Source organism: Neisseria sp. KEM232 (genome assembly GCF_002237445.1).
Lineage (GTDB): Bacteria > Pseudomonadota > Gammaproteobacteria > Burkholderiales > Neisseriaceae > Neisseria.
Map to the genome: position 1 here is coordinate 1125384 of NZ_CP022527.1, position 19891 is coordinate 1145274.

Here is a 19891-nt window from a genome sequence, read left to right on the forward strand (position 1 = left end):
ACAGGTTTCAGACGGCCTAGGGGTTATCGGCGCGGCGCGGCCAGCTCGTCGGTAACGCGCTGCAAAAAGGCGACGCGATCGGGCGAAACCGCGCCGCTGTCGGCCGCCTGTTTGACGGCGCAGCCTGGTTCCTGGCGGTGGGTACAGTTGTGGAAGCGGCATTGCCCGACGAGGTGGCGCAGGTCGGGGAAATAGCGCAGCAGGTCGGCGGCGGCGAGGTGGTGCAGGCCGAATTCCTGCAAGCCGGGCGAGTCGATAAGGAAGGTGTCGCTGCCGAGGTCGTACATTTGCGCGTGGGTGGTGGTGTGGCGGCCGGAGTCGAGGGCGGCGGAGATGTCGCCGGTGCGGGCGGCGTCGCTGCCGAGCAGGGCGTTGGTGAGGGTGGATTTGCCCATGCCCGACTGGCCGAGAAAAATGTTGGTGCGCCCCGCCATCAGCGGCGGCAGGGCGGCGGCGTTTGCCAGCGCGCTGACTTCGACGACGGGGTAGCCGAGGGCGGCGTAAAAAGCGAGTTTCTCCCGCCACGCCGCGCTTTCGGGCAAGTCGCTTTTGTTGAGGACAATCAGGGCTTCGATGCCGCCCGCCTCCGCCGCCAGCAGGGCGCGTTGCAGCAGGGTTTCGTTCGGCGTGGGCACGGCGGCGGTCACAACAAACATTCTGTCGACATTGGCAGCGATAAGCTTGGTGCGCCAGGCGTCTTGGCGGTAGAGCAGGCTGCGGCGCGGCAGGAAATCGCTAATCACGGCCTGCTCTTCGTTCTGCACTTCGATGTGTACGAAGTCGCCACAGGCGTAATCCACCCGCTTTTTGCGCGTGGTGGCGTCGTAAACGCGGCCGGAGGCGGCGCGAACGGTGTAGCGGCGGCCGTAGCTGGCAATGATGCGGGCAGTGTCGGACATGGTGTTCGGTAACCAAAAAGAAACGGATTTTAACAGAGGCGGCCGCGCCGTGCCGCCGCACGGGCATCCGCGCCCTTCGTCTATCATGCCGCCTTTTTTCAGACGGCCACCCCATGCTCTCCTGCCGCGTTTCCCCGACCGCTTGAACAACGGCATCGATCTGACGGTTTTGCAGCCGCAAGGAAAGCGCACCTTTTCCGTGCGCTACCGCCTGCGTATCGGGGATGAAGAGGCCGTCTGAAAAGGCCGCGACCTTTGCGAAACCGCTCAGGCCGTCTGAAACAGATAAGGATCGGGCGTACAGGCCGTCTGAAAACGAAAAAACCCGCCGTTTGCGGCGGGTTTTTGATCGGATGGCGCAGCTTACACTTTGGCGGCTGCGGCCACTTCGGCGGCGTAGTCGACTACGGCTTTTTCAATGCCGTCGCCCACTTTGTAACGCACGAAGCTGATCACTTCGGTATTGTTTTCTTTCAGGTACTGGGCAACGGTTTGGTCGGGATTCATTACGAAAGCCTGGCCGTTGAGGGTGATTTCGGCCAAGAATTTTTTGATGCGGCCTTCGACCATTTTGGCGGCGATGTCGGCGGGTTTGCCGGACTCGACGGCCTGCTGGGTGTAGATGTGGCGCTCTTTTTCGACGGTTTCGGCGTCCACTTCGGCTTCGGATACGCATTGCGGTTTGGCGGCAACGATGTGCATGCCGACTTTGCGGGCGACGTCTTCGCTGCCTTTGTATTCCACCAAAACGCCTTCGGTGGCCAGCGCGCCGTGGATGTAGGCGGTGAGGCTGTTGGCGGTTTCGATAACTTTGAAGCGGCGCACGGACATGTTTTCGCCCAGTTTGGCGATAACGGCTTTGCGCTCGTCTTCCACCAAAGCGGCCAGCGCTTCGATGTCGGCGGGTTTCTTGGCAACGGCGGTTTTGGCAACCGAGTTGGCAAACTCGACGAAACCGGCGTCTTTGGCGACGAAGTCGGTTTCGCAGTTCACTTCCACCAGTGCGCCGGTGTTGCCTTCGATGGCGTAGGCCAATACGCCTTCGGCGGCGGTGCGGCCTGCCAGTTTGCCGGCTTTGGCACCGGATTTGATGCGCAGGATTTCTTCTGCTTTTTCCATGTTGCCGTCTGCTTCAACCAGGGCTTTTTTGCATTCCATCATGCCAAGGCCGGTGGCGGCGCGCAGGTCGGCAACCATTTTTGCTGTGATTTCAGCCATTTTTGTCTCCAAGGGTATTAAGGTTACAGGCCGTCTGAAACCGTTTTCCGCAGGGCGGGAAACTTTTCAGACGGCCTTTCGCATCGGTGTTATTCGGCAGCGGCGGCCTGTGCGGCGGCTACGGTTTCGGCAACCGCCTGGTTTTTGCCTTCCAATACCGCATCGGCGATGCCGCGGCAGTAGAGGCGGATAGCTTTGGCGGAGTCGTCGTTGCCGGGGATGACGTGTTTCACGCCGTCGGGGCTGTTGTTGGTGTCGACTACGGCGATAACGGGGATGCCCAGTTTGGCGGCTTCGACCAAAGTGCCGTGTTGGTAGCCGGTGTCGATAACGAAGATGGCGTCGGGCAGGCCTTTCATGTTTTTGATGCCGCCCAGCGAACGTTCGAGTTTTTCCACTTCGCGGGTCATGTCCAGCAGCTCTTTTTTGCTGTAACCGCTGTTGTCGGCGTCGGCCAGAACGGCGGATTTTTCTTCCAGGCGTTTGATCGACTGCTTGACGGTTTTGTAGTTGGTCAGCATGCCGCCGAGCCAGCGGTGGTCGACATAGGGCATGCCGGCGCGGGTGGCTTCTTCGCGGATGATTTCGCGCGCCTGGCGTTTGGTGCCGACAAACAGCACGGTGCCTTTGTTGGCGACGAGGCGGCGCACGGCTTCCTGCGCTTCAAGGAAAAGCGGCAGGGTTTTTTCCAGGTTGACGATGTGTATTTTGTTGCGCGAACCGAAAATATACTGCTCCATTTTCGGGTTCCAGAAACGGGTTTGGTGGCCGAAGTGTACGCCTGCTTCGAGCATTTGGCGCATGGTGATTTGGGACATAGATTTCCTTCAAAAGGGTTAGTGCAGACACCCGCGCACAGAATTTCCGACCGGCGGAAACACCCTTCGGACGCGGAGTGCGAGCGTTTCAATGACAATAAAAAAGCGCTTTTTACGGGAAAAAGCGGCGGTATTATACGGGCTGCGGCTTTTCAGGGCAAGTTGCCGCCGCCGTTTTCCTCTTCGCGCTTCATGCGCCTGTTGCGCAGGCGGATATAGGCCGACCAGAGCATAAAGGCGGCGGGCAGGGCAGTGAGGAAAACGAAGTAAATCAGTTTGCGCGCCAGGCCGGGCTGGGCGACGGAAAACATCAGCGTGGTGAAAACGTAGCCGATAAAGACGATGTGCCACATGGTTTGCCGTTTCGGGGGTTCAGACGGCCTCTATTATAGGGCTTGATGCTGCTATAATCGCGCCCTTTCCCATTTTGCACAGCGAAAGGACGCACCCAATGGCAGATTTCAACCAAATCCTCGATGCGGGCGACGTGGACGGCGGCATTATCAATGTCGTTGTCGAGATTCCCGCAGGTTCGAACCACAAAATCGAATGGAACCGCAAGCTGGCGGTGATGCAGCTCGACCGCGTCGAGCCGCTGGCCTTTGCCAAGCCGACCAACTACGGCTTCATTCCGCAGACGCTGGATGAAGACGGCGACGAACTCGACGCGCTGATTATCACCGACACGCCGCTGCCCACCGGTATTTTTCTCGAAGCCAAAGTCATTGGCGTGATGAAATTCGTCGACGACGGCGAAGTGGACGACAAAATCGTCGTCGTGCCCGCCGACGACCGCCACAACGGCAATGCCTACAACACTTTGGAAGATTTGCCCAAGCAGCTCATCAAACAAATCGAGTTCCACTTCAACCACTATAAAGACCTGAAAAAACCGGGCACCACCAAAGTCGAACACTGGGGCGGCATCGACGAAGCCAAAGCCGTTATCCGCGAATCGCAGGAGCGCTGGAACAAGCGTTAACGCACCGGCAGGCCGTCTGAAAAGCATTTTTCAGACGGCCTTTTCCGTTTGGGCAAACCGTCACAGAAAGGCCGTCTGAAACCATGTCCGCCGCAACCGACACCGTCAAACAGCAAAAACGCGCCCTGCGCCGCCAATACCGCGCCGCACGCAGCGCCCTGCCCCGCGCCGAGCGCCTGCGCGCCGAACGGGAAATCGTCCGCCGCCTCAAACCCCTGATACGGCGCGGCAAAAAAACCGCCCTTTACTGGGCGATGGGCAGCGAACCGAACCTGCGCCCACTGCTGCACACCGCCGCACAACGCGGCGCGGCCGTCTACCTGCCCTACATCGAGCCGCGCAAAAAACGCATGTGGTTCACGCCCTACCGCGAAGGCGCGGCGGCCGAACGCAAACGCGGCCGCGCCAAGCTGAACGTGCCCCAGTTTGCCGGACGCCGAATCCGCGCCGACCGCCTCGATGTCATGGTTGTCCCCGTTGTTGCCGCCGACCGCACGGGCTGCCGCCTCGGCCAGGCGGGCGGCTACTACGACGCCACGCTGGCCGGATGCCGTTTCAGACGGCCTCTTGCCGTTGCCGCCGGTTTCGCCTGCCAGCTTGCCGAGCGCCTGCCGCGCGAAGCCCACGACATCCTGCTCGACGGCTTCGTATCGGAGTGCCACAAGCTGCGCTTTTCCCGCCGCTGACAGACAAAACGCGCCCGCAACGCACGGCTTTCAGACGGCCTCATCCCGTCAAACGGCAGCTTGGCAAAACATCAGGCCGTCTGAAACCCCGCAAGGTTTTCAGACGGCCTTTCCGTTTCGGGCAAACGGCAGACTAGGGCGCTCTGCCCTACCCTGCGCCGCCCCCAGCACCAGCCCGACGGCCAATCCCACAGCCGCAGGTACGACCCAGCCCAGGCCGTCGGCGTAGAGCGGCAGAATGTTTTTCAAAGCTGCGTCAATCTGCATAATCAGGCCGTCTGAAGCACCGTCAAACATGCCGTGCGCGGTGCGCCAGCCGTCGATAAGGGCGACGGGCAGCGTGGCGGCCACCGTGCAGGCGTACACGATGCGGCGGCCGCCGAAAAACCTGTCGAGAAAGGCCAGCGCAATCAGCACCACGGTCAGAGGGTAGAGCAGCATCAGCGCGGGCACGGAGAGCTTGATAATGCCCGACAGGCCGACGTTGGCCAGCGCGAGCGACACCAGCGTGAACACGGTTGTCCAGGCGCGGTAGCTGACGCGCGGGGCGAGGCGGTGGAAATATTCGCCGCAGGCGGTAATCAGGCCGACCGAAGTCAACAGGCAGGCCAGTATCACAATCACGGCCAGCAGCACGTTGCCCGCCGTGCCGAAATAATGCTGCGCGCTTTTGGCCAGCACCGCCGCGCCGTTTTCCTGTATGCCGATTGCCCCCGCGCTCGTCGCGCCCATGTAGGCGACGAAGGCGTACACCAGCGCGAGAAAGGCGGCGGCGACAAAGCCCGCGCGCGAAGTGAGGTACAGCACTTCTTCCTTTTTCGCAAAACCCATGCCGCGCACCGCGTCAATCACAATAATGGCGAACACCAGCGAAGCGAGCGCGTCCATCGTGCCGTAGCCCTCAATCAAACCTTTGACAACGGGGTTGGCCGCATAATCGGCAGCGGGCATCTGCAAGGAGGCCATCGGTTTGGCCGCCGCATAGCCCACCAGCACGGCAATCGACACCAGCAGCGCGGGCGTCAGCACCTTGCCGACGCGGTCGACCAGTTTGCCGGGCGAAATCGACAGCCAGTAGGTCAGCGCGAAAAAGGCGGCGGCAAACGCGGCCGGCAGCCCTTTGTGCTCCCTCTCGCCCAAAAACGGCTTGATACCGAGATCAAACGACACCGTCGCCGTACGCGGCGCGGCAAACAGAGGGCTGATGGCCAGATAAAGGGCGACGGCGAAAAACACGCCGTAGACCCTGCCCGCGCGCCCTGCCAAATCCGCAAATCGCGCGAGCCGGTATAGGCCACCGCCAGCACCCCCGCCAGCGGCAGGCCGACGCCCGTAAGCAGGAATCCGGCCAGCGCGGCCCACACCGCCTGCCCGCGTTCTGCCCCAGAACGGGCGGATAAATCAGGTTGCCCGCACCGAAAAACAGGGCGAACAGCATCAGGCCGGTGGCGATAAAGGCCGATTTTTTACTGGTATGCGTCATGGAAATACCTGCGTGGAAAACAAAGCCGCGCATTCTATCAATTTATGCGGGTGCGCGTCGGCTGCCGCTATAATGCCCGCCCGCAGACAACAGGCCGTCTGAAACCCGGTTTCGTTTTTCAGACGGCCTCACGATAAAACACAGCGATGAAACACAAGAAAAAACTCTTCGCCCTCACCGCCGCAGCCGCCGCGCTCGCCATCTGTCTCTATCCCGACACCTATCCCGTTTACCCCAAAAGCGACCACTACGACCCCGAAAGCCGCACCTTTTTCAACCCCGAGCCGCAGGCTGCGCCCACCGACCTTGCCCGCGCCATGTGGAAAATGCTGGTTGACCAACAATCCGCGCGCCCGCCCAAGCCGCTGCCCGTCGTGCAGCCCGACTGGCACGCCTTTCTCGCCGCACCCGCAGACAAAAGCCGCTTTGTCTGGTTCGGCCACTCGACCATTCTGATGCGCATCGGCGGGCAAACCGTGATTACCGACCCTGTATTCGGCAACAGCGTTTCGCCGCTTCCCGTGATGATGCACCGCTTCCAGCCACCGCCCGCCCCCTTGTCCAAAGTGCCCGCGCCCGACGTGGTTTTGATTTCACATAGTCATTACGACCATCTCGAAAAAGACAGCGTCAAAGAGCTGTCCGCACGCGGCAGCCGCTTTGTCGTTTCGCTCGGCTTGGGCGTATTGCTGCAAAAATGGGGCGTGCCGCCCGAGCGCATCACCGAGCTGGACTGGTGGCAGAGTGCCGAAATCAACGGCATCCGCTACACCGCGCTGCCCGCCCGCCACGACTCCTCGCGCACCCTCACCGACCGCAACAAATCCCTCTGGTCGAGCTTCGTTATCGAACACGGCCGCGAAAAATTCTACTACCACGGCGATTCCGCGCAGGGCAGGCATTTTGACGAAATCGCCAAACGCTTCAACGGCTTCGACATCGCCTTTATCGAAAACGGCCAATACAACGAACGCTGGCCGAACAACCACCTTTTCCCCGAGCAAACCGCCGCCCTCGCCGCCAAATTCGCACCCAAACGCTTCATGCCCATCCACTGGGGCGCATACGCCATGGCCCTGCACACCTGGAACGAACCCGTGTTGCAAAGCATCCCCGCCGCCCGCAAACTCGGCGTCGACACGCTCACACCGCTGATGGGGCAGGTGTTCGATGCCGATACGGCAACGACAGACTGGTTTGCCGAACCCCTGCCCTAACCGCAATGGCGGACACAAAAAGGCCGTCTGAAACACTTTCAGACGGCCTTTCGCCATTACGCTCCCGCACACAAAAAAACGCGAACCTTCACGGTTCGCGCTTTTTTCAGACGGCCTCGATTACTTCTTGTCGTCTTTCACTTCTTCAAAATCGGCATCGACTACGTCGTCGTCTTTCTTGGCGGAAGATTCCGACTGCGCCGCGCCTTCGCCGGCTTGGGCTTCGGCCTGCGCCTGTGCGTACACCATTTCGCCCAGTTTCTGACTGGCTGAACCGAGGGCTTCGGCTTTGGCATCGATGGCGGCTTTGTCGTCGCCTTTGACGGCTTCTTCGGCTTCTTTCAGCGCGGCTTCGATTTTTTCTTTCTCGGCAGCGTCGAGTTTGTCGCCGTAGTCGGCCAGCGATTTTTTCACTGAATGAATCAGGGCTTCGGCCTGATTGCGGCTCTGCACCAGTTCGGTCAGTTTTTTGTCTTCTTCGGCGTTGGCTTCGGCATCTTTCACCATGCGTTCGATTTCTTCCTCACTCAAACCGGAAGAGCCTTGGATGGTGATGTTGGCGGCTTTGCCCGTGCCTTTGTCTTTGGCCGAAACGTGCAGGATGCCGTTCGCATCGATGTCGAAGGTTACTTCGATTTGCGGCATGCCGCGCGGTGCGGGTGCGATGTCGCCCAAGTTGAACTGACCCAAAGATTTGTTGGCAGAAGCACGTTCGCGTTCGCCTTGCAGTACGTGGATGGTCACTGCGCTTTGGTTGTCTTCGGCTGTCGAGAACACTTGCGACGCTTTGGTCGGAATGGTGGTGTTCTTCTGAATCAGCTTGGTCATCACGCCGCCCATGGTTTCGATACCGAGCGAGAGCGGGGTAACGTCGAGCAGCAATACGTCGCTGCGGCCGCCGCTCAATACTTCGCCTTGAATCGCTGCGCCTACGGCAACGGCTTCGTCAGGGTTGACGTCTTTGCGCGGCTCTTTGCCGAAGAAGTCTTTAACGGCTTCTTGTACTTTCGGCATACGGGACTGACCGCCGACCAAGATCACGTCGTCGATGTCGCTGGTGCTCAAGCCGGCATCTTTCAGTGCGGTGCGGCAAGGCTCGATAGAGCGGGCAATCAGGTCTTCAACCAAGCTTTCGAATTTGGCACGGGTGATTTTCATCGCCAAGTGTTTCGGGCCGGTTGCGTCCATGGTGATGTACGGCAGGTTGATTTCGGTTTGCTGACCGCTGGACAATTCAATTTTGGCTTTTTCGGCAGCTTCTTTCAGACGCTGCAAGGCCATCACGTCGTTTTTCAGATCGATGCCCTGTTCTTTTTTGAACTCGGCGATGATGTGGTCGATGAGGCGTTGGTCGAAGTCTTCGCCGCCCAAGAAAGTGTCGCCGTTGGTGGCCAATACTTCGAATTGTTTGTCGCCGTCGAGGTTGGCGATTTCGATGATGGAAATATCGAAGGTACCGCCGCCCAAGTCATATACGGCTATTTTGCGGTCTTTGTTGTCGCCTTTGTCCATACCGAATGCCAAAGCGGCTGCTGTCGGCTCGTTGATGATGCGTTTTACGTCCAAACCGGCGATACGGCCTGCGTCTTTGGTGGCTTGACGTTGGCTGTCGTTGAAGTAGGCGGGAACGGTAATCACGGCTTCGGTTACTTTTTCGCCCAAGTAAGATTCGGCGGCTTCTTTCATTTTACGCAGGACTTCTGCGGAAACTTGCGGCGGAGACAGCTCTTTGCCTTGCGCTTTCACCCATGCGTCGCCGTTGTTGGCTTTGATGATTTCGAAAGGCATGGATTCGATGTCGCGTTGGACTTCTTTGTCTTCAAATTTATGACCGATCAAACGTTTGACGGCGTAGATGGTGTTTTTGGCGTTGGTTACGGCCTGGCGTTTGGCCGGTGCGCCGACGAGGATTTCGCCGCCGTCGAGGTAGGCGATGACGGAAGGCGTGGTGCGCGCGCCTTCGGCGTTTTCAATGACTTTGGTTTGGCCGTTTTCAGAGATGGCCAGACAGGAGTTGGTTGTACCCAGGTCGATACCGATTACTTTTGCCATATTGTATTGCTCCTAAAAAATGATTGGTTAATCTGTTTTCAGACGGCCTCATAAAGCTGCCGCCGTCTTGTCATGCGCTGCAAAATAGGGAAGAAGGGAAACTTTTCAAGGGCTGTGTTGTAAAAAAATCACAACTTTTTGAATTTTAAAATCAAACCATTATGCGGTTTTTGCTGCCTACCGGCTTTTCAGACGGCCTCAAAAGGCCGTCTGAAAACGCCTCTGTGCCGTGTTTATTGCGCCGTGTTTTCTGCGGCGGCTTTGGCGACGGTTACCATGGCCGGACGCAATACGCGGTCGGATAGGGCGTAGCCTTTTTTCATCACGCCGACCACGGTGTTCGGCTCCTGATCGCTTTCCACAGCCTGCATGGCCTGGTGGCGGTGCGGGTCGAGTTTGTCGCCCGGCTGCGGGTTGATTTCGCTGATGTGTGTGTTTTCAAACGCTTTGTTCAACTCGTTCAGCGTCATTTGCACGCCTGTTTTCAGCGCGTCGAAATTGCCGCTTTGGTCGAGCAGGGCCATTTCCAGATAATCTTTCACGGGCAGCATTTCGGCGGCGAATTTCTGTCCGGCGAATTTGTAGGCGTCGGCGATTTCCTGCTGGTGGCGGCGGCGCAGGTTTTGTTCGTTGGCCAGGCCGCGCAGCTCTTCGTCTTTCAGACGGCCTTCCAGTTCGGCCACCTGCGCCTGCAAGTCTTCATAGCTCGGCGGCGCGGCTTCGGCCTGATCGGCGGTATTCAGTTCTTCTTCGGGTGCGGGGTTTTGTTCGTTCATGTTTTTGCCTTTTTGGAAGTAACGGAAGGGATTTTTCATAAGGCGGCAATATAAGGCCGTCTGAAACGGTTTCAAGCACTGGGCGGCGGGCTTTGCGCCTTGCTTTTTCCGCCGCTGCGGCATATGGTTGTGCCGAAGCAATAACAAACGAAACAAAGGAGAAACCATGACCGCACCCGCCGCCCGCGCCGCCGCCGCCATGCTGGCCGGCTTCGACAAACACTACCGCCTGTTCCGCGAAAAATCCTCGCAGGCCAAAGCGCTGTTCGAGCGCGGCGACTGGAAGGGGATACAGGATTTGTCGGCGCAGCGCATCCAAATGTACGACCGCCGCGTGCGCGAAGCGGCCGACATCCTGCGCCAGAGCCTGCCGCCCGACGCTTCCGACGCCTTTTGGGCGGAAGTGAAAAAGGAATACATCGCCCTTCTGGTCGACCACAAACAACCCGAGCTGGCCGAAACCTTTTTCAATTCCGTGTCCACCAAAGTGTTGGACAAAAAGTATTTCAACAACCGCTTCATCTTCGTCAAACCGGCCATCAGCACCGAATTCATCGATTCCGATCCGCCCGTTTTCTTCCCCTACTACCCCGCCGAAACCGGCCTGCGCGGCTGTCTGCGCCGCATCCTCGGCCATTTCGGCTGGCAGATTCCCTTTGCCCACGCCGCGGCCGATGTGGCCGACATCATGCGCGCGGCGCGGCGGCACTTTGGCGCGGAATGGCCGCCGCAGGAAATGAACCTGCACGTCCAAGTGCTCGATTCGGCCTTCTACCGCAACAAATCCGCCTACGTCTTCGGCCGCATCGTCAACGGCAGCCGCAGCCACCCCTTCGCCCTGGCCGTGGTGCACGACGGAAGAGGCCGTCTGAAAATCGACGCCGCCCTTTTCGACCCGAAACAGATTTCCGTCCTCTTCTCCTTCGCCCGCGCCTATTTCCTCGTCGACATGCCCGTGCCCAGCGGCTACGTGCGCTTTCTGCGCGAAATGCTGCCCATGCGCTCCGACGGCGATTTCTACACCCTGCTCGGCCTGCACAAACAGGGCAAAAACATCTTCTGGCGCGAGTTTTCCCAACACCTGCGCCACTCCGACGACAAATTCATCCTTGCGCCCGGCGTGAAAGGGCTGGTGATGAGCGTGTTCACCCTGCCCTCTTTTCCCTATGTGTTCAAAGTTATCAAAGACACCTTCGGCGCCAACAAAGACTTCGACCGCGAATACGTCCGCCGCAAATACCTGCTGGTGAAAAAACACGACCGCGTCGGACGCATGGCCGACACCATGGAATTTTCCGACATCCCGCTGCCCAAATCGCGCTGCGACACCGCCTTCCTCGAAGAAATGCGCACCCTCGCCCCCTGCCAGATCGAAGAAACCGACGACATGGTCATCATCAGGCACGCCTATATCGAACACCGCCTGCAACCGCTCAACCTCTTCATGCAGCAGGCCGCTCCCGAAGAAAAAGCGGCGGCGGTGATCGACTACGGCTTCGCCCTGAAAGAGCTGGCCTCGGCCAACATCTTCCCCGGCGACATGCTCTACAAAAACTTCGGCATGACCCGCTTCGGCCGCGTGATTTTCTACGACTATGACGAAATCGAATACATGACCGACTGCAACTTCCGCAAAATCCCGCCCGCGCCGACCCCCGAAGCCGAAATGGCCGCCGAACCCTGGTATCCCATACACAAAGGCGACGTTTTCCCCGAAGAATTCGCCCCCTTCCTCTTGGGCGAACCCGACGTGCGGCAGGTCTTCCTCAAACACCACCGCGACCTTCTGACCCCCGAATTCTGGCAGGGCAAAAAAGAGCGGCTGCAACAGGGACTGCTCGACGATTTCTACCCCTACCCGCAGTCCGTCCGTTTCCATCCCGAGCAGACGGCGGAAGGGCTGGTGGACGATACCGACGCGTGAAACGGGCAGGAGGCCGTCTGAAAAGCCCGTTTCAAACCGGTTCTTAACTTCGTTGAAGCTCCGCTTTCAGACGGCCTCAAAGCACCTGCCGACCCGATACAAAAACAGGCCGTGCGGACACAGAAAGGCCGTCTGAAAAAACCTTTCAGACGGCCTTTGTGCGTTTTGCCCCGCAAAAATACAGGCAGAAACGGCCTCAACGCGTTTCTTTGCCGACGGTGACGACGTTCATTTTCTTGGGATCGAGGCGACGCTGCCAGACTTCTTTTATCTGTTCGGCGGTAACGGCTTCGATGTTGCGCGTGTAGTTGTCGTAGTAATCGAGCGGCAGGCCGCGCACGCCGACGGCGGCGGCGAGGCCGACGGTTTTGGCGTTGGTGTCGAAACTCATCGGGAAGCTGCCGACGATGTTGTCTTTGGCCTGTTTCAGTTCGGCTTCGGTCGGCCCTTGGGCGATGAAATTTTCCAAAACGCTGCGGGCGGCGGCCAGCGCTTCGGCGGCGCTGCCTTTTTTGGTGGAGAAGGAAACGGCAAACGGCCCTTTTTTCTCTAAGGGGCTGAGCGCGGAGGAAACGCCGTAGACCAGCCCTTTTTCGTCGCGCAGGGTTTTCATCAGGCGGCTGTCGAAGCCGCCGCCGCCGAGGATGTAGTTGCCGACGGTGAGGGCGTAGCGGTCGGGGTCTTTGTGCACGAGCAGGGGCAGACCCATCACGACGACGGCCTGTTCTTTGTCGGCAAAAGGAATGTCCTGCTGACGCCCGTCGGTTTCGGGGATGTCGGCGATGGGGCGGATATCCGCCTGGGCGGGCAGGCCGTCGAGGACGGCGGCGGCCATTTCGCCGGCTTCCTGGCGGCTGACGTCGCCGACGATGGCGACGTAGGCGTTGTTTTTGGCGTAGGTGCTGCGGTGGTGCGCTTTCAAAGCGTCGGTGGTGACGGCGGCGATGTCGGCTTCGTTCAGACGCGCGGTGTCGGCGTAGGCGTGATTGCCGTAGTTGAGGACGGTGAGCCCGCGCGAGGCGACGAAGGCGGGACGGCTGAGGTTTTGCCGCAGGGCGGTGGCGGCCTGGCTTTTCGCGCGTTCGAGGATTTTGCCGTCGAATTTGGGATGGGCGACGATTTGGTTGGCGAGTTTGAGGCCGTCTGAAAGGGTGTCGCGGCGGCTGAGGGAGGCGAAGGAGACAGAGGCGTTTTCCGTGCCCGCGCTGCTGCCGACGGTGACGCCGAGGCGGTTGCTGAGGTCGTGCAGCTCTTCTTCGCCGTATTGCTGCGTGCCGGTGGAGAGCATGTCGGCGGTGAAGGCGGCGACGCCTTTGGCGCTCTCGCCGGTCTGCCCCGCGCCTTTGAAGGTGATTTCCATGTGGACGATGGGCAGCTCGCGCCGCTCGACGTAGGTGACGGTGGCACCGTCGGCGGTTTGCCAGCGTTGGAAGGTGACGGCGTATGCGGGGGCGGCCAGGGCGGCCGCGAGGGGGAGGATGAGGACTTTGTTCATGGCTGTGCCTTGTTTTCTTGCGCGGCGGCGGGTGTTTCGGGTGTTTTCAGACGGCCTTCTGCCGCCTGCGCCTGCCGCGCTTTGGGCAGGACGGTAATCTGCGTCAGCGGCGAGGCGGCAATCAGGCGGGCGGCGGCCTGCACTTGTGCGGGCGTAACCGAGAGCAGGCGGCGGACGGCTTCGTCTTCGGTCTGCCAGCCGAAGCCGTTGTGTTCGAGTTCGCCCAAGGTGTCGGCCTGGCTGCGTACGGAGTCTTTGGCGAAGATGCGCGAGGTTTCGACGGGGCGGCGGATGAGTTCGAGTTCTTCCTGCGTGACGCCCTTGTCGGCGATGTCGCGGATTTCGGCGAGCAGGCGCTTTTTCAGCTCTTCGGGCGTGGTTTGGCCGTTGGGCAGGCCGCCGGCGGAGAACATGGCGTTTTTGCGGCCGAAGCCGCTGTATCCGGCCGACACGGCCAGCGCCACGGCATCGCCGCGCTGGAGTTTTTTGTTGTAGCGTGCCGAATCCGTGCCCGCGAGGACGAGGCCGAGCATTTCGAAGGCATAGGGCATTTCGTCGCTGATTTTTTCGGCAGCGGGCACGCGCCAGTTGAGGCTGACGATGGGCTGGGCGGTGACGGCGTACACTTCGGCCTGCACGGCGCGCGCTTCAGACGGCCTCTCGAATTCGCCGTTGCGCGCGGGCAGTTTGCGCTTGGGGATGCTGCCGAACAGTTTTTCCACTTCTTTCACGGTCTGCCGCGCGTCCACGTCGCCGACAATCACCAGCATGGCGTTGTTCGGCGCATACCATTGCCTGTACCACGCACGCAGATCGGCGGCTTTGAGTTTGTGCAGGTCGGCCATATAGCCGATAACGGGCGCTTTGTTGAAGGGTTTGCGCCACATTTTGATGTGCAGCGTTTCCCACATTTTGCCGCCGGGGCTGTCGTCGGTGCGCATGCGGCGCTCTTCGCGGATCACGTCCATCTCGTTGGCGAAAGCCTTGTCGCTGAAATTGAGGTTGGACATGCGGTCGGCCTCCATTTTCAGCACTTCGTTCAGGTTTTTCACCGCGATATTGGTGGTGTAGACCGTTTCCGTGCGGTTGGTATAGGCGTTGTCGTTGCCGCCCAGCGCGGCGACGCGGCGGCTGAACTCGCCCGCAGGCACGGCCTTCGTACCCTTGAACATCATATGTTCCAGCGCGTGGCTCAAACCCGTTTTGCCCGCGTGCTCGTCCACGCTGCCCACCTTGTACCACAGCCGCACCGCCGCCACCGGCGCGCGCCTGTCTTCCTTCACCAGCACCTTCATGCCGTTGGGCAGCGTCGAGAGCACCGTCTCCGCCTGCGAAAACGGCACAAGCGCCAAAAGCAGCACCGCAGAATAACGCAACATCATCCGAATTCCTGTCAACAAATAAACGAAACGCGCATATTAAAGGGGCAAAGGCCGTCTGAAAAGCAAAAAAGCGCCGCCGCCGCGCCCCAATCCGCGCCGCTTGCGTTACAATCCGCCGCCAGCAGCCTAACAACGCAATAAAAGGAATAAATCATGTTCGGATTTCTTGCCAAGCTCTTCCGCCGCACCCCGCCGCCCGCGCCCGCACAGCCTGCCGAACCCGCACCGTCCGCCCTCCCCGAAGACGACGGCCTGCAAATGGACGACGCCGATCTCGGCGACAACGTCAGCTTCGAAGACGACAGCCCGCTGACCGCCGAGCAGCTCAACGCCGTTTCCCGCCAGGCCGACAAAAGCTAACCCACTACCCGCCGTCAGGAACACACATGGCACTATTCGACTTCCTATTCAAACGCAAAACCGAATCCGCCGACAAAGAAGCGGAGCAAACCGACACCGCGCAAAACGCCGCCGAAAGCGCGCCCGCCGAAGCTGCGGACGAAGCCGCCGCCGCGCGTCAGAAATACCTCGACGACATCCGCAACGCCGACCGCAGCGGCCTGCTCAACCGTCCCGCCGAAACGCAGGAGCCCGCGGGCGCAGACGAAACCCCGTCCGACAACACCGTTTCAGACGGCCTCAATCCGAGCGAAACCGCGCCAGAGGCAGCGGCAGACGGGAGGCCGTCTGAAAACGACAACCCGCCGCCCGAAGCCGCAGCGGCAGACACCGCCGAAACCCCGTCCGCAACCGACACGGAACAAACCGACACGGAACAAACCGACACCGAGCAAACCGACAACGGCGGCTGGGCGGCGCGTCTGAAAAAAGGCCTCGGCAAATCGCGCGACAAAATGGCCAAATCCCTCGCGGGCGTGTTCGGCGGCGGCAAAATCGACGAAGACCTCTACGAAGAACTCGAAACCGTCCTTCTCACCAGCGACATGGGCATCGAAGCCACCGAGCAGCTGATGGACGAAGTGCGCCGTCGCGTCTCCCTCAAAGGCCTTTCAGACGGCCGCGAGCTGCGTCAGGCGCTTAAAGAAGCCCTCTACGACCTGCTCGCGCCGCTGGAAAAACCGCTTGAAATCCCTGACAACGGCCAACCCTTCGTTATCATGATGGCCGGCATCAACGGTGCGGGCAAAACCACCTCCATCGGCAAACTCGCCAAATACTTCCAGCAGCAGGGCAAATCCGTCATCCTCGCCGCAGGCGACACCTTCCGCGCCGCCGCCCGCGAGCAGCTTCAGGAATGGGGCGAGCGCAACGGCGTCACCGTCATCTCCCAGGCCAAAGGCGATTCCGCCGCCGTCTGCTACGACGCCGTCGAGTCGGCCAAAGCCCGCAAAACCGACATCGTACTGGCCGACACCGCCGGACGCCTGCCCACCCAGCTCCATCTGATGGAAGAAATCAAAAAGGTCAAACGCGTTTTGCAAAAAGCCATGCCCGACGCGCCGCACGAAATCATCGTCGTGCTCGATGCCAACATCGGCCAAAACGCCGTCAACCAGGTCAAAGCCTTCGACGACGCACTGGGCGTCACCGGCCTCATCGTCACCAAACTCGACGGCACGGCCAAAGGCGGCGTCCTCGCCGCCCTCGCCTCCGCCCGCCCGATACCCGTGCGCTACATCGGCGTCGGCGAAAGCATCGACGACCTGCGTCCCTTCAACGCCCGTGCCTTCGTTGATGCCCTCATCGACGGCTGAACACGCGCCGCGAATGTCAGGCCGTCTGAAAACCCGCCGCAGGGTTTTCAGACGGCCTCTTGCCGTATAATCCGCCCCTTTGTTTCCCGCACGCACCCGAACACCATGCTCACATTCACCCTGCACAAAACCGACGGCCACGCCCGCCGCGGCACGCTCGAACTCAACCACGGCAAAATCGAAACGCCCGTTTTCATGCCGGTGGGCACTTACGGCTCGGTCAAAGCCATGTCGCCCGCCAACCTCGCCGACATCAAGGCGCAGATTATTCTCGGCAACACTTATCATCTGTGGCTGCGCCCGGGTTTGGAAGTCATCGAACAATTCGGCGGCCTGCACCGCTTTATCGGCTGGGACAAGCCGATACTCACCGACTCGGGCGGCTTCCAAGTGTTTTCGCTTGCCGATATGCGGAAATTGACCGAAGAAGGCTGCACCTTCAAAAGCCCGATTAACGGCGACAAATTATTCCTGTCGCCCGAAATCTCGATGAAAATCCAAACGGTGTTGAACTCCGACATCGCCATGCAGCTGGACGAATGCACGCCCGGCGAAGCGACGAGAGCGCAGGCCGAAGCATCGCTGCAAATGAGCCTGCGCTGGGCGGAGCGCTCGAAAAAAGCGTTTGAAGATTTGAAAAATCCCAACGCGCTGTTCGGCATTGTGCAGGGCGCGATGTATGAAGACCTGCGCGAACAGTCGCTGCGCGGGCTGGAAGAATTTGACTTTCCGGGGCTGGCCATCGGCGGTTTGAGTGTCGGCGAACCCAAGCCCGAGATGTACCGCATGCTGCGCGCCGTCGGCCCGATGCTGCCCGCGCACAAACCGCATTATCTGATGGGCGTGGGCACGCCCGAAGATTTGGTGTACGGCGTGGCGCACGGCGTGGATATGTTCGACTGCGTGATGCCCACGCGCAACGCCCGCAACGGCTGGCTGTTTACCCGTTTTGGCGACGTAAAAATCAAAAACGCCAAACACAAACACGACACCGCGCCGCTGGACGCAAGCTGCACTTGCTACACCTGCCAAAACTTCAGCCGCGCCTATCTGCACCACCTGCACCGCGCCGGCGAAATTCTCGGCGCGCAACTCAACACCATCCACAACCTACACTACTACCAAACCATCATGGCCGAAATGCGCGAAGCCATCGAACAGGGGCATTTTGCCGACTGGCGCGCGTGTTTTCACGAACTGCGTGGTACGAAACCCGAAGCAGAATAAACAAAAAGGCCGTCTGAAAGGTTTTCAGACGGCCTCAGAATAAAGTCAGAATGAAGAAAGAGCGGAAAACCCACTCTGTGTCACAAGCCTTTTACAGACTGGTGACGAACGTAATCAGGCCAAGGATAATGCCAGGCACGTTGGCAACGACAATCGGCCAGTCGCGCGGCTTTTTGAACAGGCCGTAAAACACCCACAGCGTGCAGTTGATGCAGGCCACCAGCGGCTGAATCGGCGTGCCTTTGTGTCCGGCCAGATTGGCCTGAATCTGCGGGATATAGGCCACATACATGCCCACGGCCATGATGCTGGCCAGAATACCCAAAATACGGATTTGCTTTTCGTTCATGATTTTCCTGTCGAAATGTTTGTGAGGGGCGCAAAGCCCTTTGGCGGATGCCTGTTCTGTTGCCGCCAAGCGGCAAAAAAACGCGGCATTATACGCCCGCTTTATGCCGTTTTCAAACCATACCTTGCCGCGCGGCATCAGAGCATTTTCAGACGGCCTCAAAAGACACAGAGGCCGTCTGAAAACCGCCGTATAACCCTTTTCCCAGCCTGTTTTATGAAGCTCAAAACCCTTCTCGCCTATGCCGCCGGCCCCGTCGGCGGCGCGGCCGCCTCGTTTGCCGCCCTGCCGCTTTTGTCGCGCCATTTTTCAAGCGCCGACATGGGACGGCTGCTGCTGATGCAAACCGCCGCCGCGCTGGCGTTGATTGCGCTCGGGTTGGGTTTGGATCAGAGCTATATCCGCGAGTTCCACCATTACAGGGGGCGCGAGGGCGCGCTGCTGAAACACACGGCCGCGCCGCCGCTGCTGCTGGCCGTCGCCGCGTTTGCCGCGCTGATGGTTTTTGCGCCCGAGAGGCCGTCTGAAACCGTGTTTTCGCTCGCCGACGCGCGTTTGAGCCTGCTGTGTCTGCTGTTTGCCGCCGCGCTACTGCTGGCGCGCTGCCTGTCGCTGGTGCTGCGGATGAACGGGCGGGCGTGGGCGTTTTCGCTGTCGCAGCTGCTGCCCAAGCTGCTGGTTTTGGCGGCGGCCGCGTTCTGCCTGACGGGTTGGCTGCCCGCCGACACCTTCACCCTGCTGGCGGTGTTCGCGGCGGCGCAGGCGGCGGCGCTGCCGTTTTTGTTGTGGCAGACTCGGCGCGACTGCGCGGCGGCATGGCGGGCACGCTGGTCGGCGGCGGAACTGCGCTCCGCCCTCGCCTACGGCCTGCCGCTGGCGGCGGGCGCGTTGGTTTACTGGGCGTTTTCCTCGGCCGACCGCTGGCTGCTGCGCGATTTGGCCGCGCCGGAAGAGTTGGGCGTATACGCGCTGGCGGCGGGCTTTGCGGCGGCGGCGGGCATGTTGCAAAACGTGTTTGCCACGGTGTGGGCACCGACGGTGTTCAAATGGGCGGCAGACGGCGGCGGCGCGGACAAAGTCGCCCGCGCCGCCGCCCTGCTCTGCGCCGCCGTGCTGGCTTTGTCGTGTTTGGCCGGGCTGCTGTCGCCGCTGGCCGATCTGATTCTGCCGCCGCAGTATGCCGCCGTGCGCTTCGTTTTGGTGTCGTCCGTGCTCGTGCCGCTGCTGTATACGCTGACGGAGGCAACAGGCATCGGTATCAATGTGCGGCGCAAAAGCGGCCTTGTCCCCTCGGTTTCGCTGGCCGCCCTCGCCGCCGCCCTGCCGCTGCTTTACGCGCTTATCCCGCCCTACGGCGCACGCGGCGCGGCGGCAGCGGCGGCGGCGGCGTTCTGGATTTTCTGCGTGCTCAAAAGCGAGCTGTCCGCCCGCCTGTGGCAGCCGCTGCCGCGCCGCACCTTCTACCCCGCCACTCTCGCCACCCTCGCCGCCGCCGTGTCGCACACCCTGTTCGGCAACGCACAAAACTATCCGCTGTTTGCCGTTTTGTGGACGGCCGGGCTTCTGTGGGCGGCTTGGCTGGTCCGCGATGATTTAGGCCGTCTGAAAGCCCGGTTTGGGCGGCGGTAGGTCCTTTCAGACGGCCTGTCCGCTACCATGCCTTCGGAG

General features: G+C 60.4%; 18 protein-coding genes and 1 pseudogene. 9 read left to right on the forward strand and 10 right to left on the reverse strand.

All coding sequences use genetic code 11. The features are described 5' to 3' along the window. Window positions 1-23 precede the first annotated feature (23 nt). Window positions 24-899, reverse strand: coding sequence for a ribosome small subunit-dependent GTPase A (gene rsgA, locus CGZ77_RS05545; RefSeq protein ID WP_009425514.1), 876 nt, complete (start codon window positions 897-899; stop codon window positions 24-26). On the opposite strand from rsgA, the gene CGZ77_RS05550 reads away from it, so the two are divergent. Continuing rightward, on the forward strand, window positions 889-1140 hold the full coding sequence (locus CGZ77_RS05550) for a hypothetical protein (protein WP_157697517.1): 252 nt from the start codon (window positions 889-891) through the stop codon (window positions 1138-1140). The genes rsgA and CGZ77_RS05550 overlap by 11 nt on opposite strands. Before the next feature lie 122 nt (window positions 1141-1262). Here CGZ77_RS05550 and tsf read toward each other — a convergent pair whose 3' ends face one another. The 3 genes from tsf to CGZ77_RS05565 all read right to left on the reverse strand — a co-directional run bounded on the left by tsf (window position 1263) and on the right by CGZ77_RS05565 (window position 3288). Continuing rightward, window positions 1263-2117, reverse strand: a complete 855-nt coding sequence (gene tsf / locus CGZ77_RS05555; RefSeq protein WP_009425512.1) for a translation elongation factor Ts — start codon at window positions 2115-2117, stop codon at window positions 1263-1265. An 89-nt stretch (window positions 2118-2206) separates the two neighbouring features. After that, on the reverse strand, window positions 2207-2935 hold the full coding sequence (rpsB, locus tag CGZ77_RS05560) for a 30S ribosomal protein S2 (protein WP_009425511.1): 729 nt from the start codon (window positions 2933-2935) through the stop codon (window positions 2207-2209). A 152-nt stretch (window positions 2936-3087) separates the two neighbouring features. Next, window positions 3088-3288: a hypothetical protein gene (locus CGZ77_RS05565; protein WP_094031011.1), complete on the reverse strand. Its 201-nt coding sequence runs from the start codon at window positions 3286-3288 to the stop codon at window positions 3088-3090. 98 nt (window positions 3289-3386) lie between these two features. On the opposite strand from CGZ77_RS05565, the gene CGZ77_RS05570 reads away from it, so the two are divergent. Both CGZ77_RS05570 and CGZ77_RS05575 read left to right on the forward strand, forming a co-directional pair. Further along, window positions 3387-3917: an inorganic diphosphatase gene (locus CGZ77_RS05570; protein WP_009425509.1), complete on the forward strand. Its 531-nt coding sequence runs from the start codon at window positions 3387-3389 to the stop codon at window positions 3915-3917. Between the two features lie 83 nt (window positions 3918-4000). Further along, a complete protein-coding gene (locus CGZ77_RS05575; protein WP_036495659.1) occupies window positions 4001-4603 on the forward strand; it encodes a 5-formyltetrahydrofolate cyclo-ligase in 603 nt (200 codons plus the stop codon). 99 nt (window positions 4604-4702) lie between these two features. On the opposite strand, the pseudogene brnQ reads toward CGZ77_RS05575, so the two are convergent. Beyond that, window positions 4703-6086: pseudogene (brnQ, locus tag CGZ77_RS05580) on the reverse strand (branched-chain amino acid transport system II carrier protein). 146 nt (window positions 6087-6232) lie between these two features. Between brnQ and CGZ77_RS05585 the strand changes: the two are divergent. After that, window positions 6233-7303, forward strand: coding sequence for an MBL fold metallo-hydrolase (locus tag CGZ77_RS05585; protein ID WP_009425505.1), 1071 nt, complete (start codon window positions 6233-6235; stop codon window positions 7301-7303). A gap of 120 nt (window positions 7304-7423) precedes the next feature. Here CGZ77_RS05585 and dnaK read toward each other — a convergent pair whose 3' ends face one another. Then, a complete protein-coding gene (gene dnaK / locus CGZ77_RS05590; protein ID WP_094031012.1) occupies window positions 7424-9355 on the reverse strand; it encodes a molecular chaperone DnaK in 1932 nt (643 codons plus the stop codon). 233 nt (window positions 9356-9588) lie between these two features. Then, window positions 9589-10131, reverse strand: coding sequence for a nucleotide exchange factor GrpE (gene grpE, locus CGZ77_RS05595; protein WP_232304374.1), 543 nt, complete (start codon window positions 10129-10131; stop codon window positions 9589-9591). Between the two features lie 166 nt (window positions 10132-10297). Between grpE and aceK the strand changes: the two genes are divergently transcribed. After that, complete coding sequence (aceK, locus tag CGZ77_RS05600) at window positions 10298-12055, forward strand: bifunctional isocitrate dehydrogenase kinase/phosphatase (protein WP_036495654.1); 1758 nt, start codon at window positions 10298-10300, stop codon at window positions 12053-12055. Window positions 12056-12251: 196 nt separating this feature from the next. On the opposite strand, the gene CGZ77_RS05605 is transcribed toward aceK, so the two are convergent. Beyond that, the gene (locus tag CGZ77_RS05605) at window positions 12252-13550 is read right to left on the reverse strand and encodes a pitrilysin family protein (RefSeq protein ID WP_009425500.1); all 1299 of its coding nucleotides are present in this window, start codon (window positions 13548-13550) and stop codon (window positions 12252-12254) included. Further along, on the reverse strand, window positions 13547-14932 hold the full coding sequence (locus CGZ77_RS05610; RefSeq protein ID WP_009425499.1) for a pitrilysin family protein: 1386 nt from the start codon (window positions 14930-14932) through the stop codon (window positions 13547-13549). The genes CGZ77_RS05605 and CGZ77_RS05610 overlap by 4 nt, the downstream gene beginning before the upstream one ends. 153 nt (window positions 14933-15085) lie before the next feature. On the opposite strand from CGZ77_RS05610, the gene CGZ77_RS05615 reads away from it, so the two are divergent. From CGZ77_RS05615 to tgt, 3 genes are all read left to right on the forward strand, one after another. Further along, a complete protein-coding gene (locus tag CGZ77_RS05615; RefSeq protein WP_009425497.1) occupies window positions 15086-15292 on the forward strand; it encodes a hypothetical protein in 207 nt (68 codons plus the stop codon). A 26-nt stretch (window positions 15293-15318) separates the two neighbouring features. Further along, window positions 15319-16647 (forward strand): signal recognition particle-docking protein FtsY, encoded by a 1329-nt coding sequence (gene ftsY / locus CGZ77_RS05620; protein WP_094031013.1) that lies wholly within the window; start codon window positions 15319-15321, stop codon window positions 16645-16647. A gap of 105 nt (window positions 16648-16752) precedes the next feature. Next, the gene (gene tgt / locus CGZ77_RS05625) at window positions 16753-17874 is read left to right on the forward strand and encodes a tRNA guanosine(34) transglycosylase Tgt (protein ID WP_094031014.1); all 1122 of its coding nucleotides are present in this window, start codon (window positions 16753-16755) and stop codon (window positions 17872-17874) included. Window positions 17875-17965: 91 nt separating this feature from the next. On the opposite strand, the gene CGZ77_RS05630 is transcribed toward tgt, so the two are convergent. Then, window positions 17966-18223: a SemiSWEET family transporter gene (locus CGZ77_RS05630; RefSeq protein WP_094031212.1), complete on the reverse strand. Its 258-nt coding sequence runs from the start codon at window positions 18221-18223 to the stop codon at window positions 17966-17968. A gap of 216 nt (window positions 18224-18439) precedes the next feature. Here CGZ77_RS05630 and CGZ77_RS05635 point away from each other — a divergent pair, with 216 nt between their 5' ends. Then, entirely contained in the window at window positions 18440-19852 is a 1413-nt protein-coding gene (locus CGZ77_RS05635; RefSeq protein ID WP_094031015.1) for a lipopolysaccharide biosynthesis protein, read from the forward strand. The last annotated feature ends 39 nt before the right edge of the window (window positions 19853-19891 follow it).